Below are 15661 nucleotides of genomic sequence, written 5' to 3' on the forward strand. Positions count from 1 at the left end.
ACCGGCGCTCTACTGCCCGGGACGAACCGGGGACCCGGCTGGGTGGCCGAGCCGGGGAGGAGGGCGTCCGGCGTGGCGGGCCGGTCCAGCAAGGCGCCCCAGGACGCGGCGAGGCACGTCGGGTCGTGCGTGTCCCGGGTGGGAGCGACGACTCGAGGTGGGCTCCGCGCCCGGGACCCGTGCGGCGGGGCGTCAGTCGAAGGTCAGGTCCACGATCACACCCCGGTGATCGCTCCCACCCACCTGCTCGATGCGCGCCGTGACCCGCACGGAGTCCGGCAGCCCGTCGGCGAGGGCGTGGTCGAGCTGCACCTTCGGTGCGGGGGCGGGGAACGTCGGGCCGGTGACGAGGGGCCGCCAGGGCAGGACCCGGTGGACGACGCCCGGCGGCAGGTTCAGGTCCCCGAGCAGGACGAGGGGGCGCGGCAGCGACTCGGCGAAGCGCCGGACGGCCCGCAACTGCGCGACCGAGCGGAGCGGCGAGAACGAGAGGTGGGTCCCGAGGACGCTCACCGCTCCGATCGCCGTCTCCACGACGGCCGCGACGACGGCCCGCGGCTCGTCCGGGATCCAGCGCAACCCGGCGCCCGGGACGGGCAGCGGCAGCTTCGCGCGACCGGGAGCCATCCGTTCCTCGCGCCACTCCAGGACCGGCAACCGCGACAGCAGGGCGATGCCGTAGGACGGTTCCTCGACGACGGTCGCGTCGGCCGGGTAGAAGCCCTGCGGCGTACCGGGAGTGCCGTGGACGGTGGCGACGAAGCGCCCGGTGGACCCGGTGGCCTGCGCGAGCAGCGCCGTCTGGTCCGCCCGTGCGCTGCGGGGGAGCAGGTGGTCGACCTCCTGCACCGCGACGACGTCGGCGTCCAGCGCCGCGACCGCCGTGGTCAGGACGAAGGAGTCGACGGCGCCGGAGGCGAGGTCGCGACCGGAGGCCGCGTTGACCGAGGCGATGCGCAGGTGCACGGGGTCAGGAACCCAACGGGTTGGCGTCCGCGTGCGCGTCGAGGTCGTCCAGCATCCGCCGGGCGTCCTCGACGATCTCGGCGTCCTCGATCCGCAACCCCAGCAGCAACCAGCGGGCGAGGGCGAGCTCGCCGGCGAGGCGGGCCCGCAGCAGCAGGTCGGGGTCCGGCGGTTCGTGGCGCGCGTGGGCGTAGGCCTCCAGGACCGACTCGAGCGCGTCGGGGTCGGCCCCGACGGCCAGCCAGGCGAAGTCGTCGGCGGGGTCGGCGATCTTCGCGTCGACCCAGCCGGTGATGCCGGTGAGCCGGGAGCCGTCCGTGCGCACGTGCTCACCGACGAGGTCGCCGTGGATCGGGGTGGCCGCGAACCGCCAGTGCGAGACGTCCTCCATGAGGACCTCCCAGCGGGTCAGCAACCGCGGCGGGACGTGACCGGTCGAGGCGGCGCGGTCGAGTTCGGACAGCCGCCGCTTGCGGTACTCCTCGGCGTCGTACACGGGCACCCCGGCGTCGCTGAAGACCCCGGTGTCGATCTGGTGCAGCGCAGCGAGCCCGATGCCGATCGAGGCGGCGAGCCCCGGGCCCGGCCGCAGGTCCCCCGGGTCGAGCGGGGATCCCGGGAGCTCGCGGTGCACGACGCACCGCCCACCCTCGGGCAGGGCGAGGGTCCCGGCGGGTTCGGGGACGGCGAACGGCAACGGCTCGACGAGGCCGGCGAGCAGTTCCACCTCGGCGTCCAGCGCGGCGGCCGCCGCGGGCCGGCGCGGAGTGCGCACGACGAACCTGCGGCCCTCGCCGTCCACCACGACGGCGACGTCGAAGTCCGCGCCGTCGGCATCCGTGGGACCGGTCGCGACCACGTCCAGACCCCGCACGGCAGCGGTGGCGAGGGCGGCGAGGACACGGGGCGAGCGGACGGGCACACCCCCACGGTATTGCGCGAGGGCCTGCATAAGGTGCAGGTGTGACCCCCGTGCCCCTCCCGAGTCCCCCCCTGCGCAACCTGGCGCTGTCCCGACAGCACGTCGACCGGGCCGGAGTGAACCGGGTCCCGGCCTCGCACCTGCAGGAGCTCTGGGCCTCGCCGGACACCCGCGTCCTGCAGGTCCACGCCGGACGCGCCCCCGTCGTGAGCACTCCGGAGGGGTTGAAGCTGGTGCTGCGGGCCCCGGCCCAGGTCCCCACCCCCGGCCCCGACGACCTGCAGCTCTACCTCGGCGTCGACGAGGGCGTCCACCACGTGGCGGTCGTCTCGGCCGACGCCGAACCCGAGGCCACCGACGGCGCCGGCGGCGGCGAGGAGTGGCGGGGACTGCGCGAGGTCGGCGAGGAACTCTCCGCCCGCGACGCCGGATTGTTCACCGAGGCCCTCTCGATGGGCAACTGGCACGCCGTGACGCGGTTCTCCCCGCGCAGCGGTCAGCCGTTGACCGCCGCGTCGTCGGGATGGGTGAAGGTCGAACCCGACGGCAAGGAGCACTTCCCGCGCACCGACGCCGCGGTGATCATGGCCATCATCTCGCCCGAGGACGAACTCCTGCTGGGCCACCAGCCGGTCTGGCCGGAGAACCGCTACTCCGTCCTCGCCGGTTTCGTCGAACCGGGGGAGTGCTTCGAGGACACCGTGCGCCGCGAGGCGTTCGAGGAGGCCGGCATCGTCATCGGCCCCGGCCTCGAGGACGTCGTCTACCTCGGTAGCCAGCCCTGGCCGTTCCCGGCGAGCCTCATGGTGGGTTTCGCCGCCCGCGCCACGACCCGGGAGATCAAGGTCGACGGCGACGAGATCGCCCTCGCCCGCTGGTTCACCCGCGAGGAACTCGCCGAGGAACTCGCCGCCGGACGGGTCCTGCCGCCGCCGGGGGTCTCCATCGCCCGGCGTCTCATCGAGGCCTGGTACGGCGGGCCGATCCCCGTTCCCGACGACAAGCCCTGGGCCTGATCCGCTACTCCCGCACCAGTTCCGCCGGGTGCCGGGGGTCCTCGCACCGCAGCACCGCGGTCGCGAGGTCGACGGGCTCGCTGGAGTCCAGGTAGCGCTTCCACCCGCCGAGGACCCGGTCGGCGTCGTCGGCCGGGACCCGGCGACGGATCGCGTTGTCCGAGGTCGACAGGTGCAGCACGGCGTCGAAACCCCAGCGGGTGTCCTCGCGCAGCAGGAACGGGCCGGTGAACACCAGGACGGCGTCGTCGGGGACGTCGCGACGGGCCGCGCGGGAGGACCGGTCGGTGGCGGGGTCGTACAACGAGGGGACCCACCACCGGTCGTGCTCCGCACCGAGGGGTTCCAGGACCTCCCGGTAGAGCCCCGGCACGTCCAGCCAGGTGTCGTGGAACGCGTCGGGGTCGTCGCGACCGAACTCGTAGCGCAGCGACCGGGGACGCCAGAAACCCGACCAGTCCGCCTGCAGGACCGGACGGGCACGGTCTCGCAGCGCTGCCACCAGGTGCTCCGCGAACCAGGCGCGGTCGGCGTCGACGGCGCCGTCGACGCCGACGCAGGCGCCCGCGGGCAGCGAAACGGCCCACCGGTCCGCGAACTCGCGGGGACCGGTGGGCCGGAAGCTCGTGGTCAGGAGAGCTTGGCCTTGACCTCGGCGAGGGAGGGGTTCGTCGCGGCGGTCCCGTCCGGGAAGAGCAGCGTCGGCACGGTCTGGTTGCCGCCGTTGACCTGCATCACGTACTCGGCCGCGTTCGGGACCTCCTCGATGTTCACCTCGGAGTAGCTGATGCCTTCACGGTCCATCTGCGACTTCAGGCGTCGGCAGTAGCCGCACCACGTCGTCGTGAACATCGTGACGCTGCCGGCCGCGGGGGCCTCCATCGTGGACACGGTCCTGCTCCTCGCTCCAGGTCACCACCGGGCTGTGGATCGTCTGCACCCCGTGCAACCACGGGATCCACAGCCATCTTCCCGCAGGCGGCTCACGGCGTGTCGTCCACAACGCGCCGCCCCTCCTGCCACCGACCACCCGTCCGGTGGGAGAAGATGCCGGGGCCATGACGACGAGCACAGACCTCCGCCCCAGCGCCGACTCGGTCCTCGACGGGCTCGACCCCGAGCAGCGCGAGGTCGCGACCACGCTCGACGGTCCCGTCTGCGTCCTCGCCGGCGCCGGCACCGGCAAGACCCGCGCCATCACCCACCGCATCGCCTACGGCGTGCACTCCGGCGCCTACGTGCCCAACCGGGTGCTGGCCGTGACGTTCACGGCGCGCGCCGCGGGGGAGATGCGGACCCGTCTGCGCGACCTCGGGGTCGCCGGCGTCCAGGCCCGCACCTTCCACGCCGCCGCCCTGCGTCAGCTGCAGTTCTTCTGGCCGCAGTCGATCGGCGGGTCGCTGCCGAACCTGGTCGAGCACAAGGCTCCGCTCATCGCCGACGCCTGCAACCGGCTGCGCATCCAGGCCGACCGCACCCGGGTGCGCGACCTCTCCGCCGAGGTCGAGTGGACCAAGGTCATGCTCGTCGACCCCGACGACTACGTGCGCCTCGCCGCCGCCGCGGGCCGCGGCGAGCCGGGCGGGCTCGACCTCGCCACCGTCGCGCGCCTCGTGCGCACCTACGAGGACGTCAAGACCGACCGGGCCGTCATCGACTTCGAGGACGTCCTGCTGCTGACCGCCGGCATCCTCGACGAGCGCCCCGACGTGGCCGCGACCGTCCGTGAGCAGTACCGGCACTTCGTCGTCGACGAGTACCAGGACGTCTCCCCGCTGCAGCAGCGCCTCCTCGACCTCTGGCTCGGTGGCCGCCAGGACCTCTGCGTCGTCGGCGACGCCAGCCAGACGATCTACTCCTTCGCCGGGGCCACCCCCGAGCACCTGCTCGACTTCCCCCGGCGCCACCCCGACACCAAGGTCGTCCGGCTCGTGCGGGACTACCGCTCCACCCCCGAGGTCGTCGGCCTCGCCAACTCCGTCCTCTCGATGGCCAGCGGCACGCACGCCCAGGCCCGCCTCGAGCTCATCGCGCAGCGGCCCTCCGGCCCACCGCCCACGTTCACCGCCTACGACGACGACGTCGCCGAGGCCGCCGGCGTCGCCGCGCGCATCGCCGCCGCGGTCCGCGGTGGTCGCAGCGCCAAGGACATCGCGGTCCTCTTCCGCACCAACGGCCAGTCGCAGGCCCTGGAGTCGGCGCTCGCCGACGCCGGGGTCGGCTACGTCGTCCGCGGCGGGGAACGGTTCTTCTCCCGCAAGGAGGTCCGCGACGCGATCGTGCTGCTGCGCGGTGGCGCCCGGTCCGCGGTGCCCGGCCACGACCTCGGGGCCGAGACCCGTGCGGTGCTGTCCTCGGCCGGCTGGGGCGAGAAGGCCCCGACGGCCGGTGGCGCGACGCGCGAGAAGTGGGAGTCGTTGCAGGCGTTGGTGGTCCTCGCCGACGAGCTCGCCGAGAAGCGCTCCGGTGCGCAACTCAGCGACCTCGTCGAGGAACTCCTGGAACGCAGCCAGGCCCAGCACGCCCCGACGGTCGACGGCGTGACGCTGGCCTCCTTCCACGCGGCCAAGGGACTGGAGTGGGACGTGGTGTTCCTGGTGGGGGTGAGCGAGGGGCTGCTGCCGATCTCGTTCGCCGAGACCCCCGACGACATCGAGGAGGAACGCCGCCTCCTCTACGTCGGGGTGACCCGGGCCCGCGAGGGGATCCACCTGTCCTGGGCCAACTCCCGCACCCCGGGAGGCCGGGCCTCCCGCAAACCCTCGCGCTTCCTCGACGCCGTCCGTCCCCAGGGCGCACCCACGGCCCGTCGCGGCGGTGCGGTCACGCCGGCGGGCGCGAAGACCAAGCGCACCAGCGGGCCCATGCTCTGCCGCGTCTGCGGCGCGTCGCTCACCGCCGGGGTGGACCGCAAGCTCGGGCGCTGCAGCGACTGCCCGTCCAGCTACGACGAGGCGGTCTTCGAGAGGCTGCGCGAGTGGCGCAGCGCGACGTGCAAGGCCGCCGAGGTGCCCGCCTACGTGGTGTTCACCGACGCCACGCTCGTCGCGATCTGCGAGGCGATGCCCACGGACACCGCCTCGTTGGCGAAGATCTCCGGGGTCGGGCCGTCGAAGCTGGAGAAGTACGCCGACGAGGTGCTGGCCGTCCTCGCCACCGACTGACCTCGATCCGACCGTCCGATTCGTTGCGCGGCAACGGGTCGGGCGGTGGTTGAGGATCGCACCGGAACTCGTCCGGAACCCGGCGGAAAAAGACGTTGTCGTCCCGGTGCGGGTGCCCCTACAGTCAGATGCACGACAGCACGGGGCAACGGTCCCGCGCGAACGCACCGTAGAGGAGGGCAGGACGATGGAAAGCATCGTGAACGCGGTCACCGCGCAGAACGGCGTCATCGCCGATGCCTTCGCCGTGCGCCCGCGCCAGACCTCCCCGATCGCTGCCCAGTGCGGCTCGTGGGAGCGCAGCCACGCCTCCACCGGCGGCATGACCACGGGTGGAGTGCGTCTGCTCCCGGCCACGAAGTCCCCGGCCGGGCGTCTGGTCGCCCCCGCCTACGGCAGCACCTCCTTCCCGTTCTCGGGACCCTCGACTCTGAGTCCACCGGTCTAGCCACAGACCGGCGACCTCTCAGGCCGCGGATCCCGATCACCTCGGGTCCGCGGCCATTTTGCGTTCGTGGGCTCTTCGACGCCGAACCACTCGCCGGAGAACGCAGAGAGATGACCGTGCACCAGTCCCCGCCGACCCGACCGGGTCGAGGCAACCGACAGAACATCCGCACCACCGGTGACGCCGGATCCGTCACCGTGACCCAGGAGGAGGTGAGCGGCGTGACCCGCCGCCACACGCCGGACCCGCTGCCCTGCCGCCGCTTCGACTCCGAACTCTGGTTCGCCGAGAAGCCCGAGGACGTCGAACTCGCCAAGTCGCTCTGCGCGGACTGCCCGCTCGCGAACGCCTGCCTCGCAGGCGCTCTCGAGCGTTCGGAACCGTGGGGCGTCTGGGGCGGCCAGCTCGTCCTGTCCGGGGTCGTCGTTCCGCGGAAACGTCCGCGCGGCCGTCCCCGCAAGCACCCCGTCGCCGCGTGAACCGGCTCGTCCGGTCCGACGCAGCGACCCCCACCGTGAACGGAACTGGAGTCACCATGTCCTACGTCGAGGAGAACCTCGTCCGAGAACGTCTGCTCAGCCTGCACCGTGAAGCCGCCCGCACCCGGACGGTCCGCGCCCTGCGCGCCCGTCGCCAGGCCGAGGTCGCCGCCCGGCGTGCCCTCGTCCTCGCGGTGCGTGCCGACCGCGCCGAGGCCGCCGCCTCGACCGCCGGGGACCGCGACCTCGCCGCCGTCTGACCCTCCGGCCCACGACCCCACCGGGAACCCCGGCGAGGTCGCGGGTCAGAGGGGGAGGTCGACGCAGCCGCAGCCGGGGTGCGGGGCCCAGCCGCGGGCCCGCACCCGTCCCTCCGGCAACAGCAGTTCCAGCCAGGCCCCCACCGTCGTCGCGGGAACGCCGTCGAGGTGCGAGAGCACCTGCAGCGCAGCCAGTCCGGCGACGGCGTGGGCGGTCGCCGCGTCCACCGGGCGGCGGGGCCCGCGGCTCAGGCCGTCCCGCGTGGCCGGCCAGCACGGGTCGGCGTCGGTGCGCCAGCGGTCGACGCAGCGCAGGCACGCCGAACGACCCGGCAGCACCAGCGGCCCGATCAGCGCATCGGTGTCGCGCACCACGACCGACAGGTGCACCACGCCGTCGGCCAGCAACCCGTCGGCGGCGACGGGCCGTGCGGTGTGCTCGTCCAGCAGGACGACCACGTCGGCCGGCCCCGAGTCCGCGGGGTTCCCCGTCCTGCGCACGCGCGCGGGGACGGCCTCGGGGCGGTCGCACACCAGCCGGCCGACCCCGGCCGCGGCCAGCACCTCGAGCAGCACGTCCGCCGTCCGGGCGGACCCCACGACGGCGACGCTCGCGCGGCCGCGCCCGGTCAGCCGGTCGGGGGAGCCGGCGCGGTCGTAGGCCGCCCAGGCGTCGGCCTCGTCGGAGGGGGGCCGCTCTTCAACGGGCAGCGGGGGCGAGGACTGCACGACCGCGCTGCGCGGTGTCGACCCCACGAGGAACCGACCGTCGGGCCGGGCGAGGACGGGCACCCCGCGGGGGAGGGCCCGCGTCGTGGTGGGGGAGAGCATGCGGTCACTGTGCCGCAGGTGTTCCGGAGGTGGACCGCGTCGTCCACAGGCGCACCCTGCCGGTGGTGACCCCGGCACGCGGGGTCACCGACCGGTGGTCGGGAGGCTCAGTCCCGGATCAGGACGCCTTGCCGAGGATGCGGTTGAGGTTGGTGTCGCAGACGGGGCACTTGCCCTTCGCCATCCGACGGCCGTTGGTCTCGACGACGTTGCCCGTCGCCTCGCGCTTCTCCTTGCACTTGACGCAGTAGAACTCGCCGCTCCAGGTCTCGTCGGCCATGGTGCCTCCTCGTGTCTCGTTCGCGGGCGGGTGCCCCGTCGCGGGACCCCCGGTGACCACCCTCACCCGTCGCTGGGCTCCGGTGGTCCTGTCCGGCATCGTGCCCTGCGCAGCCGTGCGAGGCGCGTCGGCACGCCAGAACGGCCAGGTTCGGCCAGGTTCGGCACTGCGCGTACCGTGTCGATCACCGCACGACGGACTTCCGGGGCCCGGACGGGTAGCCTGCCGGAGGTGACGGCTCACCAGGAGGGTGCAGCGGCTCTCGATGCTGCCCGCGGGGCGCTCGAGCCCCACGACGAATCGCCGGACCGCCCCGGCGACGCACGACCCCGCCCCGCCGTCGACGTGCGACGCAGCCGCCGCCGGACCCGGACGGTCTCGGCCTACCGCGACGGCGACCGCACCGTGGTGCTCATCCCCGCCCGCTTCAGTCCGGCCGAGGAACGCGAGTGGGTCGAGCGGATGGTCACCCGGCTCGAGGCCGCCGACCGGCGCCGCAACCCGCTCGAGGGCGACCTGCTGGAACGCGCCCGCGAACTCTCCCGCCGTCACCTCGACGGCCTCGCCCGGCCGACGTCGGTGGCCTGGGTCGAGAACCAGCACCACCGCTGGGGGTCCTGCACCCCCGCCGACGGCAGCATCCGCCTGTCCAGCCGTCTGCAGGGCATGCCGAGCTGGGTCCTGGACTACGTGCTGCTGCACGAGCTCGCCCACCTGCTCGTCCCGACCCACTCGCGGGCCTTCTGGGGACTGCTGAACTCCTACCCCAGGACCGAACGGGCGCGCGGTTTCCTCGCGGGCATCGACCACGCGACGGGCCACGAGGGCCCGAACCACCACGACAAGGACGACGAGGACGAGGACGTGGAGGACGACGACGACGTCGACGTCGCGACCCCTTCCGACGACCGTCCCGCCGTCGCCGCGGACGAGCAGCCGCCCGCCGTCGAGGTCATCGTCAGCACGAGCTGACCCCTTCCGCCGAAGGGGTGCTGCGGGTCACAACTCGGTCACGAACGCCCACGTCCGCGCGGTCCCGGGTATATGTTGCGGCTCACAACTTACTCCCGGCGAGCTGACCGCCGGGAGAGCCAGATGCGAAGGAGCATCCATGCGCATTCGATCCTCAGTCCTGCTCGCGACCACCGTCGCCGGCGTCCTCCTCGTGTCGGCCTGCGGCAGCAGCGACACGGGATCCTCGTCCCCCAGCGGCGGTTCCTCCGCCGCCGAGGTCGGCGTGATCCTCCCGGACACGAAGTCCTCCGCCCGCTGGGAGTCGTTCGACCGTCCGCTGCTCCAGAAGGCCTTCGACGCCGCCGGCGTCAAGGCCGACATCCAGAACGCCCAGGGCGACGCGTCCAACATGCAGACCATCGCGGACCAGATGCTCACCGAGGGCGTCAAGGTCCTGGCCATCGTCAACCTCGACTCCGACTCCGGGGCCGCGATCGAGGCCAAGGCCAAGAAGCAAGGCGTCCAGACCATCGACTACGACCGGCTGACCCTCGGTGGTTCGGCCGACTACTACGTCTCCTTCGACAACACCAAGGTCGGGCAGGAGCAGGGGCAGGGCCTGGCCCAGTGCCTGGGCGGCGGGGACAAGAACATCGTCTACCTCAACGGTTCCCCGACCGACAACAACGCCGGGATGTTCTCGGCCGGCGCGCACAGCGTGCTGGACCCGATGACGAACTACAAGGCCGTCGCCGAGCAGTCCGTCCCCGACTGGGACAACCAGCAGGCCGCGACGATCTTCGAGCAGATGCTGACCCAGCAGGGCGGCAAGATCGACGGTGTCCTGGCCGCCAACGACGGCCTCGGCAACGCCGCGATCTCGATCCTGGCCAAGAACGGGCTCGCCGGGAAGGTTCCGGTGACGGGGCAGGACGCCACCACCCAGGGTCTGCAGAACATCCTCGCCAAGACCCAGTGCATGACGGTCTACAAGCCCGTCGACCAGGAGGCGAAGTCGTTGTCCGACATCGCCATCGCCCTCATCAAGGGTGAAACCCCCAAGACCACGGGGACGACCAAGGACGCCACCGGGAACCGTGACGTCAAGTCCATCCTGCTCGACCCGCAGCTGATCACCCGCGACAAGGTGAAGTCCGTCGTGGACGCGGGTTTCGTCAAGGCCTCCGAGCTGTGCACCGGTGACTTCGCCGCGGACTGCACCGAACTCGGCATCTCCTGACCTACCCCCACCGGACCGGCCGGAACCCCGCTGCGGCGGGGTTCCGGCCGGCCGTCACCACGTCCCCCCGAGGAGGGGTGCATGAGTTCCACCACCACTGACGCGACGACCGACGCGACGACGCTGCTCTCGCTGCGCGGCATCGACAAGAGCTTCGGTGCCGTCCAGGTCCTGCACGGCGTCGACCTCGACGTCCGGCCCGGGGAGGTCACCGCGCTCGTCGGGGACAACGGCGCCGGCAAGTCGACCCTCGTGAAGTGCATCGCGGGGATCTACACGATCGACGCCGGGGACTACCTCTTCGAGGGCCGCCCCGTCTCGATCAGCACGCCCCGCGACACCGCCGACCTCGGCATCGAGGTCGTCTACCAGGACCTCGCGCTCTGCGACAACCTCGACATCGTCCAGAACATGTTCCTCGGCCGGGAGAAGCGCCGCGGGATCCTGCTGGACGAGCCGACGATGGAGGAGCTGGCCCGCCAGACGCTGGCCAGCCTCTCGGTGCGCACCGTCCGCTCGGTGCGCCAGCTCGTCTCCAGCCTCTCCGGCGGTCAGCGCCAGACCGTGGCCATCGCCAAGGCGGTGCTCTGGAACTCCCGCGTCGTGCTGCTCGACGAACCGACCGCGGCCCTCGGTGTCGCCCAGACGCGGCAGGTCCTGGACCTGGTGCGTCGCCTCGCCGACAACGGCCTCGGCGTCGTGCTCATCTCCCACAACCTCAGCGACGTGTTCGAGGTCGCGGACCACATCACCGCCCTCTACCTCGGCCGGGTGGCCGCGACGGTGCGGACCCGCGACGTCACGAGCAGCCAGGTCGTCGAACTCATCACGACGGGGCGATCCGGTGATCTCGGTCTCGCTCCCGCCACCGCTTCCGCCCCGGTCTGAGGAGATCGCCATGTCGACCACCGGACAGGAGTCCGAACCTGCGGCCGTCAAGGCCGCGGACACCGCCCCGCTCACCGAGCAGGAGCGCATCGTCCAGCTGGCCCGCGCCACGGCCGGCGGCGGGAGCACCCTGGCCCAGCCCGCTCCCGAACCGACCTTCCGCGAGGGGGTCAGCGCCTACGTCGCGCGGCTGCGCGGCGGTGACATCGGGTCGCTGCCGGCCATCGCGGGACTCGTCGTCCTCTTCGTGCTGTTCTCCGCGCTGCGTCCCGACACCTTCCCCACGCCCGGCAACATCGCCAACCTGCTGGTGCAGGCCTCCTCGATCATCGTGCTCGCGATGGGGCTGACGTTCGTCCTGCTGCTGGGCGACATCGACCTCTCCGCCGGTGTCGCCGGGGGCGCCTCCGCCGCCGTGATGGCCCTCGTGCTGCGCGAGACCGGTGTGAACTGGGTCGTCGGCCTGCTGGCGGCCCTGGTCACCGGCCTGGTGCTGGGCACCCTCATCGGTCTGCTCGTCTCCCGGGTCGGGATACCCTCCTTCGTCGTGACCCTCGCGTTCTTCCTGGGCGTGCAGGGCATCACCCTGCGCCTCATCGGTGAGGGCGGCACGATCGCGGTGCGCGACGACGTCATCGTCGCCATCGCCAACTCCAACGTCCCGGTGTGGCTCGGGTGGGTCCTGGCCGTCGCGGCCGCCGCCGGGTACGCGGCCGTCAGCCTGCTCCGGTGGAGCGGGCAGCGCCGTCGTGGGCTCTCCCGCGACAACCTCGGCGTCGTGGTCCTCCGCGTCGTCGTCGTCGCGGCCGTCCTGCTCCTCGTGACCGCGGTGCTCAGCCAGAACCGGGCCCGGGTCGCCAGCATCCACCTCGCCGGCATCCCGTACTCCGTCCCGCTCATCGCCGTGCTGCTCGTCGTCCTCACCCTGGTGCTGGGGCGCACCCGCTACGGCCGTCACGTCTACGCCGTCGGCGGCAACCCCGAGGCGGCCCGCCGGGCGGGCATCTCGGTGCGCGGGATCCGCATGTCCGTCTTCATGATCGGCTCGACGCTGGCCGCGCTGGCCGGGGTCATCGACGCCTCCCGCCTGAACTCCGTGGCCCCCGGGTCGGGCGGTGCGAACACGCTGCTCCTCGGGGTGGGCGCGGCGGTCATCGGCGGGACCAGCCTCTTCGGCGGCAAGGGCCGCGTCTCCAACGCGGTCATCGGTGGTCTGGTCATCGCGGCGATCGCCAACGGCCTCGGGCTGCTGGGCCAGGCCCAGTACGTCAACTACCTCGTGACCGGCGTGGTCCTGCTGCTCGCCGCGACGGTCGACGCCGTGTCGCGTCGACGCCGAGCGTCCTCCGCGGTCTGAGCACGTCGTGGACGCGTCGGGGGCCGGAGGACCGCGGGGACAGGGCACCGAGGACGTCCGCCGGCACAACCTCTCGACGCTGCTGGGTCTCGTGCACAGCCGGGGTGGGGTGACGCGGGCCGAGGTCACCCGCGACCTGGGCCTGAACCGCTCGACCGTCGGCGCCCTCGTCGGGGCGCTGGTCGAGGCGGGGTTGCTCGTGGAGGAACCCCCCGCCGACCAGAGCCCCGGCCGGGTGGGCCGCCCCTCCTTGCAGGTGCGACCGCGCGCGGGTGGCGCCGAGGTGCTCGCGGGCTACGTCGACGTGCACGCCGTGCAGGTCGTGCGGGTCGGCCTGGGCGGCACCGTCCACGGCCGGCGCACCATCCCGACCTCCACCCCACCCACCCCGGAGGCGGCCGCGGACCTCGTGGCCGGGGCTGCGGTGGAACTGCTCGAGGACTCCCCGCACGTCCCCGTCGTGGGGGTGGGGCTGGCCGTCCCGGGAACGGTGCGCACCGGCGACGGCACGATCGGCCTGGCCCCGAACCTGGCCTGGCGCGACGTGCCCTTCGGCGCGCTGGCCGCGGCGGCGCTGGCCGAGCGGACAGGACGCGCGCTGCGGGTCGACGTCGCCAACGACGCCGACCTCGGACTCATCGCGGAGGTCCGTCGTGGCGCCGCGGTCGGGCTCTCCGACGTCGTCTACCTCTGCGGGACCTACGGACTCGGCGGGGGTGTGCTCACCGGGGGACACCCGCTGACCGGGCACCGGGGCTACGGCGGCGAGGTCGGGCACATGAGCGTCGACCCCGACGGCCGCGCGTGCCGCTGCGGCAGCCGGGGGTGCTGGGAGTCGGAGACCCTCGCCGAGGCGTGGGCGGAACCCTTCGACCTGGACCCGGCCGCACCCGACATCGCCGACCTGGTGCTGGCCCGGCTCGCCTCCGGCGGGGTCGTCAGCCGACGCACCCGGGACCGGCTGTCCCGGGCCTTCGCCCGCGGGCTGGCCAACGTGTGGCACCTCTTCGACCCGCAGACGGTGATCCTGGGCGACGGTCTGTGGCGCCGGTTGTGGCCGGAGGTCAGCGACGACGTCCTGCCCTGGGTCGACCGCCTGGTCATGCCGACCATGCGGGCCGACGTCACCGTGAGCCTCTCCGCCCTCGGGTCGCGCTCCACCGTGCTGGGCGCCGCGGAACTGGCCTGGAGTCCACTGCTCGCCGACCCCGTGGGGTTGCTGGCCGCGCAGGACGGGCGGGAGGCGCCGGTGCGGGTCTGAGCGACCCGCACCGCCGGCCTCACTGCGGGCGGGGACCCTCCTGGTCGGGACCCTCGGTCCCGTCCCCGGACCCGCCGTCGAGCAGGTCCCGCAGGGCCGCGTCCATCGCGTCCCCCTCGGGTGCGGTGGTGTCGTCGGCCCCCAGACGGCGCTCGACGAAGGCCGCCGCGTCGTCGAGGTCCTCCGCCGTGGGCAGCAGGTCCGGGTGGTCCCAGACCGCGTCGCGGGCGCTGCGCCCGCCGCGGGCCAGGAGGAGCTCCCACAGCGCCGCGGCCTCCCGGGCCCGGCGCGGTCGCAGTTCCAGCCCGACGAGCACCGCGAAGGCGTGCTCCGCGGGGCCACCCGTCGCCCGGCGGCGGCGCATCGTCTCGCGCAACGCCGCGGCGTGCGGGAGGACGTGGCCCGCGGCCTCGTCGGTGACGTGGTCGACCCAGCCCTCGACGAGCGCGAGCGCCGTCTCCAGCCGCGCGAGCGCGGCCTGCTGGGCGGGGGTGGACTCGGGTTCGAAGATCCCCGAGGACAGCGCCTCCTGCAGCGACTCCGGGTTGGTCGGGTCGATCTGCTGGGCCGCCTCGGCGATGCGGTCGCCGTCCACGGAGATGCCGCGGGCGAAGGACTCGACGGAGCCGAGCAGGTGGCTGCGCAGCCACGGCACGTGCGCGAAGAGTCGCTGGTGGGCGGCCTCGCGCAGTGCGAGGTAGCGGCGGACCTCGTCGAGGGGGACCTCGAGGCCCTGCGCGAAGCTGCGGACGTTCTCCGGCAGCAGCGCGGACTTCCCGGAGGGCGCCAGCGGCAGCCCGACGTCGGTGGTGGAGAGGACCTCACCGGCGAGCTGGCCGATGGCCTGCCCGACCTGCATCCCGAACACCCCACCGCCGACCTGGCGCAGCATGGCACCGGCCGAGCCGAGCATGGCGGCCATCTCCGGCGGGGCCTGCGCGGCCATCGCGTCACCCATGGCCGCGGCCACGTTCGTCGCGACGGGTTCGACCAGCTGACGCCACACCGGCATGGTCTTCTCGACCCACTCGGCGCGGCTCCAGGCCTCCAGGGTGCCCGCGGCGGTCTCGAGGTCGGTCTGGCCGTCGAGCCAGAGGTCGGCCACGCGCAGCGCGTCCTCGACCTCGCGGCGGTCGACGGCGTTGGGCGTGGGGTCGCCGTCCTGCGCGGCGGCCTGGCGGGCGAGGTCGTGGGCGACGTCCCAGTTGACGGGGGCGTCGGAGCCGCTGGAGAGGAACTTCTGCAGCTGGCCGAGGACCTGGCCCATCACGGCCGGGTCGAAGCCGGCCTCGCCGAAGCCGGGGATGCCCTGCATGCCCGCGGGGAAGCCCGGGATCTGCCCACCGGGGAACTGGCCGCCCGGGAACTGGCCGCCGAAGAGGGGACCGAGCAGGTCCTCGAGCGGGTTGCCGCTGGACGGCCCGGGTCCGGGATCCTTCTTGCCCGGTGCGCCGGAAGGCCGGAACCCGGGCTGGCCGCCGCGCTCCTCGGGGAGCTGCTCGCCGCGGGTCTCCTCGGCGTCGCCCTCGCCCTCGGGACGTTCCCGTCCCTCGTCGTCTCGCTGGTCCACCGTGTCCTCCGCATCGTCGACCGGC

17 protein-coding genes are annotated in these 15661 nt (G+C 73.4%); 10 read left to right on the forward strand and 7 right to left on the reverse strand.

Features of this window, described 5'->3' with window-relative positions; all coding sequences use genetic code 11:
* Window positions 1-192: 192 nt before the first annotated feature.
* Both SJY07_RS20485 and SJY07_RS20490 read right to left on the reverse strand, forming a co-directional pair.
* Complete coding sequence (locus SJY07_RS20485; protein WP_380161386.1) at window positions 193-966, reverse strand: endonuclease/exonuclease/phosphatase family protein; 774 nt, start codon at window positions 964-966, stop codon at window positions 193-195.
* A gap of 4 nt (window positions 967-970) precedes the next feature.
* Window positions 971-1888 carry a macrolide 2'-phosphotransferase gene (locus SJY07_RS20490; RefSeq protein WP_328292365.1) on the reverse strand — a complete coding sequence of 306 codons (918 nt, stop codon included), beginning with the start codon at window positions 1886-1888 and terminating at the stop codon, window positions 971-973.
* A 41-nt stretch (window positions 1889-1929) separates the two neighbouring features.
* On the opposite strand from SJY07_RS20490, the gene nudC reads away from it, so the two are divergent.
* Entirely contained in the window at window positions 1930-2904 is a 975-nt protein-coding gene (gene nudC, locus SJY07_RS20495) for an NAD(+) diphosphatase (RefSeq protein ID WP_328292364.1), read from the forward strand.
* Between the two features lie 4 nt (window positions 2905-2908).
* Here the strand turns inward: nudC and SJY07_RS20500 are convergent, their stop codons facing one another.
* Both SJY07_RS20500 and SJY07_RS20505 read right to left on the reverse strand, forming a co-directional pair.
* Window positions 2909-3406 carry a hypothetical protein gene (locus SJY07_RS20500; protein ID WP_328292363.1) on the reverse strand — a complete coding sequence of 166 codons (498 nt, stop codon included), beginning with the start codon at window positions 3404-3406 and terminating at the stop codon, window positions 2909-2911.
* Between the two features lie 128 nt (window positions 3407-3534).
* Complete coding sequence (locus SJY07_RS20505; protein WP_380162441.1) at window positions 3535-3786, reverse strand: mycoredoxin; 252 nt, start codon at window positions 3784-3786, stop codon at window positions 3535-3537.
* Window positions 3787-3962: 176 nt separating this feature from the next.
* Here SJY07_RS20505 and SJY07_RS20510 point away from each other — a divergent pair, with 176 nt between their 5' ends.
* The 4 genes from SJY07_RS20510 (at window position 3963) to SJY07_RS20525 (ending at window position 7255) form a co-directional block, all read left to right on the forward strand.
* Complete coding sequence (locus SJY07_RS20510; RefSeq protein ID WP_380161387.1) at window positions 3963-6068, forward strand: ATP-dependent DNA helicase UvrD2; 2106 nt, start codon at window positions 3963-3965, stop codon at window positions 6066-6068.
* A 187-nt stretch (window positions 6069-6255) separates the two neighbouring features.
* Window positions 6256-6516 (forward strand): hypothetical protein, encoded by a 261-nt coding sequence (locus SJY07_RS20515; RefSeq protein WP_328292361.1) that lies wholly within the window; start codon window positions 6256-6258, stop codon window positions 6514-6516.
* Window positions 6517-6626: 110 nt separating this feature from the next.
* Window positions 6627-6995, forward strand: a complete 369-nt coding sequence (locus tag SJY07_RS20520) for a WhiB family transcriptional regulator (protein ID WP_380161388.1) — start codon at window positions 6627-6629, stop codon at window positions 6993-6995.
* Between the two features lie 56 nt (window positions 6996-7051).
* Entirely contained in the window at window positions 7052-7255 is a 204-nt protein-coding gene (locus SJY07_RS20525; RefSeq protein ID WP_380161389.1) for a hypothetical protein, read from the forward strand.
* A 45-nt stretch (window positions 7256-7300) separates the two neighbouring features.
* Here SJY07_RS20525 and SJY07_RS20530 read toward each other — a convergent pair whose 3' ends face one another.
* Together SJY07_RS20530 and SJY07_RS20535 are read right to left on the reverse strand one after the other, a co-directional pair.
* Window positions 7301-8086, reverse strand: a complete 786-nt coding sequence (locus tag SJY07_RS20530; protein WP_380161390.1) for a hypothetical protein — start codon at window positions 8084-8086, stop codon at window positions 7301-7303.
* A gap of 118 nt (window positions 8087-8204) precedes the next feature.
* Window positions 8205-8366, reverse strand: coding sequence for a DUF5679 domain-containing protein (locus SJY07_RS20535; protein WP_328292357.1), 162 nt, complete (start codon window positions 8364-8366; stop codon window positions 8205-8207).
* A 345-nt stretch (window positions 8367-8711) separates the two neighbouring features.
* On the opposite strand from SJY07_RS20535, the gene SJY07_RS20540 reads away from it, so the two are divergent.
* The 5 genes from SJY07_RS20540 to SJY07_RS20560 all read left to right on the forward strand — a co-directional run bounded on the left by SJY07_RS20540 (window position 8712) and on the right by SJY07_RS20560 (window position 14066).
* Window positions 8712-9338, forward strand: coding sequence for a M48 family metallopeptidase (locus SJY07_RS20540; protein WP_380162443.1), 627 nt, complete (start codon window positions 8712-8714; stop codon window positions 9336-9338).
* Window positions 9339-9477: 139 nt separating this feature from the next.
* Window positions 9478-10560, forward strand: a complete 1083-nt coding sequence (locus tag SJY07_RS20545) for a sugar ABC transporter substrate-binding protein (RefSeq protein WP_380161391.1) — start codon at window positions 9478-9480, stop codon at window positions 10558-10560.
* Window positions 10561-10641: 81 nt separating this feature from the next.
* On the forward strand, window positions 10642-11448 hold the full coding sequence (locus SJY07_RS20550) for an ATP-binding cassette domain-containing protein (RefSeq protein ID WP_328292354.1): 807 nt from the start codon (window positions 10642-10644) through the stop codon (window positions 11446-11448).
* Window positions 11449-11458: 10 nt separating this feature from the next.
* On the forward strand, window positions 11459-12805 hold the full coding sequence (locus SJY07_RS20555) for a sugar ABC transporter permease (protein WP_380161392.1): 1347 nt from the start codon (window positions 11459-11461) through the stop codon (window positions 12803-12805).
* 7 nt (window positions 12806-12812) lie between these two features.
* Window positions 12813-14066 carry an ROK family transcriptional regulator gene (locus SJY07_RS20560; RefSeq protein WP_328292352.1) on the forward strand — a complete coding sequence of 418 codons (1254 nt, stop codon included), beginning with the start codon at window positions 12813-12815 and terminating at the stop codon, window positions 14064-14066.
* 19 nt (window positions 14067-14085) lie between these two features.
* Here SJY07_RS20560 and SJY07_RS20565 read toward each other — a convergent pair whose 3' ends face one another.
* Window positions 14086-15636, reverse strand: coding sequence for a zinc-dependent metalloprotease (locus tag SJY07_RS20565; RefSeq protein WP_380161393.1), 1551 nt, complete (start codon window positions 15634-15636; stop codon window positions 14086-14088).
* Between the last annotated feature and the right edge of the window lie 25 nt (window positions 15637-15661).

The sequence above is a fragment of the Kineococcus sp. R86509 genome (assembly GCF_042466365.1).
In the GTDB taxonomy this organism is placed as follows: domain Bacteria; phylum Actinomycetota; class Actinomycetes; order Actinomycetales; family Kineococcaceae; genus Kineococcus.